General features: G+C 65.8%; 4 protein-coding genes. 2 read left to right on the top strand and 2 right to left on the bottom strand.

Annotation, left to right across the window (positions count from 1 at the left end):
* Positions 1–180: 180 nt before the first annotated feature.
* Entirely contained in the window at positions 181–1,107 is a 927-nt protein-coding gene (locus RSO01_RS07120) for a right-handed parallel beta-helix repeat-containing protein (RefSeq protein WP_170302898.1), read from the top strand.
* A 135-nt stretch (positions 1,108–1,242) separates the two neighbouring features.
* Positions 1,243–1,422 carry a YdcH family protein gene (locus RSO01_RS07115; RefSeq protein ID WP_147147624.1) on the top strand — a complete coding sequence of 60 codons (180 nt, stop codon included), beginning with the start codon at positions 1,243–1,245 and terminating at the stop codon, positions 1,420–1,422.
* Positions 1,423–1,427: 5 nt separating this feature from the next.
* Here RSO01_RS07115 and RSO01_RS07110 read toward each other — a convergent pair whose 3' ends face one another.
* Positions 1,428–1,736 (bottom strand): AzlD family protein, encoded by a 309-nt coding sequence (locus RSO01_RS07110; RefSeq protein WP_147147621.1) that lies wholly within the window; start codon positions 1,734–1,736, stop codon positions 1,428–1,430.
* Positions 1,720–2,445 carry an AzlC family ABC transporter permease gene (locus tag RSO01_RS07105; RefSeq protein ID WP_147147619.1) on the bottom strand — a complete coding sequence of 242 codons (726 nt, stop codon included), beginning with the start codon at positions 2,443–2,445 and terminating at the stop codon, positions 1,720–1,722. The genes RSO01_RS07110 and RSO01_RS07105 overlap by 17 nt, the downstream gene beginning before the upstream one ends.
* Positions 2,446–2,590: the final 145 nt, after the last annotated feature.

The following is a 2,590-nucleotide window of genomic DNA, read 5'->3' as shown; positions in this document are numbered from 1 at the left end:
CTCCGATGAGCATGAAGGTTTCAGTCGGCCCGACACAATCCACGCCGTTGCAGGGCAGGACAATCGGCCACCTCAAGTTGCGTCGGGCAAGGCTTCGTGCGTAGTCTGGTGGTAGTCACAGAGGGGGCAGCCATGATCGATCCCAGCAGAGTCGGGAGAGTATTTCCTCTGCTTGCGCTGATGGCCTCGTGCCTGGCGGCCACCATCCAACCGGCCAACGCACAAGCCACCCGCACCTGGGTGTCGGGCGTCGGCAACGACGCCAATCCGTGCAGCCGCACGGCGCCGTGCAAGACCTTCGCCGGCGCCATCTCCAAGACGGCGGCGGGTGGCGAGATCAATGCGCTCGATCCCGGCGGCTACGGTGCGGTGACCATCACCAAGTCGATCACCATCGACGGCGGCAGCGGCCAGGTGGCGAGCGTGCTCGCCGCCGGCACCAACGGAATCATCATCAACGCCGGCGCCAACGACGTCGTCACCCTGCGCAACATCCAGATCAACGGTGCAAACGGCACGCCGACGCCCGGCCTCAACGGCATCCGCTTCCTCGCGGGCTCCTCGCTGGTCGTCGACAACGTCCGGATCTTCGGCTTCAGCCAATCCGGCATCGACATCAACCTCAACACGGCGTCGGCCGTGCGCGTCATGGTGACCGACACGGTCGTGAGCACCAGCGCCACCGGCATCTTCGCCAAGAACGCCGGCAGCGGCCGTGTGACGGTATCGGCCCAGCGTGTCTCGCTGCTCCGGAACAGCACCGTCGGCTTCAAGGCCGATTCCACTACCGGTTCGGCGCAGCTTCTCTGCGCCATCTCCGACAGCATGGTCGCGGGCAATGCAATAGGCGTCCATGCGGCGGGCGGCGCTGCCGGCGGTACGCTCATCCAGGTTACGCGATCGTCGGTCGTGAACAATGTGAACACCGGGATCCTTACCGATGGTTCGGCCGCGGCCCGGGCGCTGCTTTCCAACACGCTGGTGTCTGGCAACGACACGGGCGTAGCGTCGGCTGGGGGAGGGCAGCTCTTCACCTACAAGAACAACTCGGTGAACGGGAACGTCACGGCCGACGGCGCCTTCTCGACGCCTCTCACGCCGGAATAGATTGGTTCCCTATGGGTCAGGTCTGAGGACTATTTGCCGCATTATGCACAGCCGGTGGATAGGCTGCGATTCGGCGTGACTCGCCGCAATGAAGGAGTCACAGTTTACCGTCCGCAACAATCTCGGAGGTCGCCCGTGAGCACAGTGGACCATATCGAAGCGCTCAAGGCCAAGCATGCTTCCCTTGAGCACGCGATCGATCAGGAGAATATGCGCCCGCATCCCGACGACGATGCGATCTGCAGCCTCAAGAAACGCAAGCTACAAATAAAGGACGAGATTGCTCGTCTGACCGCCTCCAGCACCCGACACTGACGCTCTCAGCCTAGGCCGGCCCATCGGGCCAGGGCCACAGCGCCGACGGCCGCGAACAGGCCCGGCGTGAATCCGCCTGCCCATCGGGTGGCGATGGCGGCCGCCATCGCGCCGATCCAGAAGGCGCTGCCTGTCTGCACGATCGGCACGATGGCGGCCGAGATCAGCACTGCACCCGGGGCATGCTCCAGCCAGGCCGCGACGAAGCGGTGCCGCCCGAGCCAGCGCATGGCGAGGAAGCCGCCGGCCTTGGCCGACATGGCTGCGAGCGCCATCACCAGGATGGCCAAAAGGTTCTCAGGACTTGCGGTCATTGTCCGCGCGCGTTTGCTGCCAGGCGCCTAGAAGCCCGCCGGCCAGTCCGCCGATCACGATGTACCAGTTGCCGCCGATCAGCCATTTGGCGGCGAGTGCTGTGGCGATCGCCACGCCCCACGGGCCGAGGTCGCGCTTGCCGCGGAACAGGATGACCGCGACCACGACGAACACGGCGATGCCGACGAAGTCGAGGCCGAGCCGCCGCGCCGCCGTCGGATCGGACAGCACGCCGCCCGCCGCGAGATGACCGAGCAGGGTCGAGGCGGTCCAGGTCAGCGCCATGATGAAGCCGCCGCCCAGGAACCGGCCGAGATCGCCGTGGCCGCGCCGGTACTCGGCGATGTTCACCGCCCAGTTCTGGTCGACGGTCACGTGCCATACTGCGGGCTGCACGTACCATCGCAGCGACGGCAGGTGCGGCTGCAGCGCCGCGCCCATCACGAAGTAACGCAGGTTGGCGACGAATACCGACGCGGCGAGGGCGAAGAGCGGCAGCGGATGCGTCCAGACGTCGAGCGCCACCATCTGGCTGGTGCCGGCGAAGACGGTGAAGCTCATCAGGCCGACTTCGAGCGCGCTCAGCCCCTTTTGCGCGGCGGCGACGCCAAAGCCGATGCCGAAGGGAAATGTCGCGAAGCTCGGCAGGAACATACGCAGCGCGCCGGCCTGGAAGCTGCGCCACGTCACACGTGTGGAGAGGGACACCGCGACATGGTACCGGCCGAGCTTCCTGCGACGCCAAGCAATGATTCTGCAGGTGGCCCCGAGTGGAACTTATGGAAGCGCCCTGCGCCTAGTAGCTCTGCACAGTGATCATGACAGGTTGGCGCGGGGCCGATGAGATTGCTTG

Origin of the sequence: Reyranella soli (assembly GCF_007992495.1) — a bacterium.
Lineage (GTDB): Bacteria > Pseudomonadota > Alphaproteobacteria > Reyranellales > Reyranellaceae > Reyranella > Reyranella soli.
Note: the sequence above shows the minus strand (reverse complement) of the source record. Positions and strands in the feature narration are given on the sequence as shown.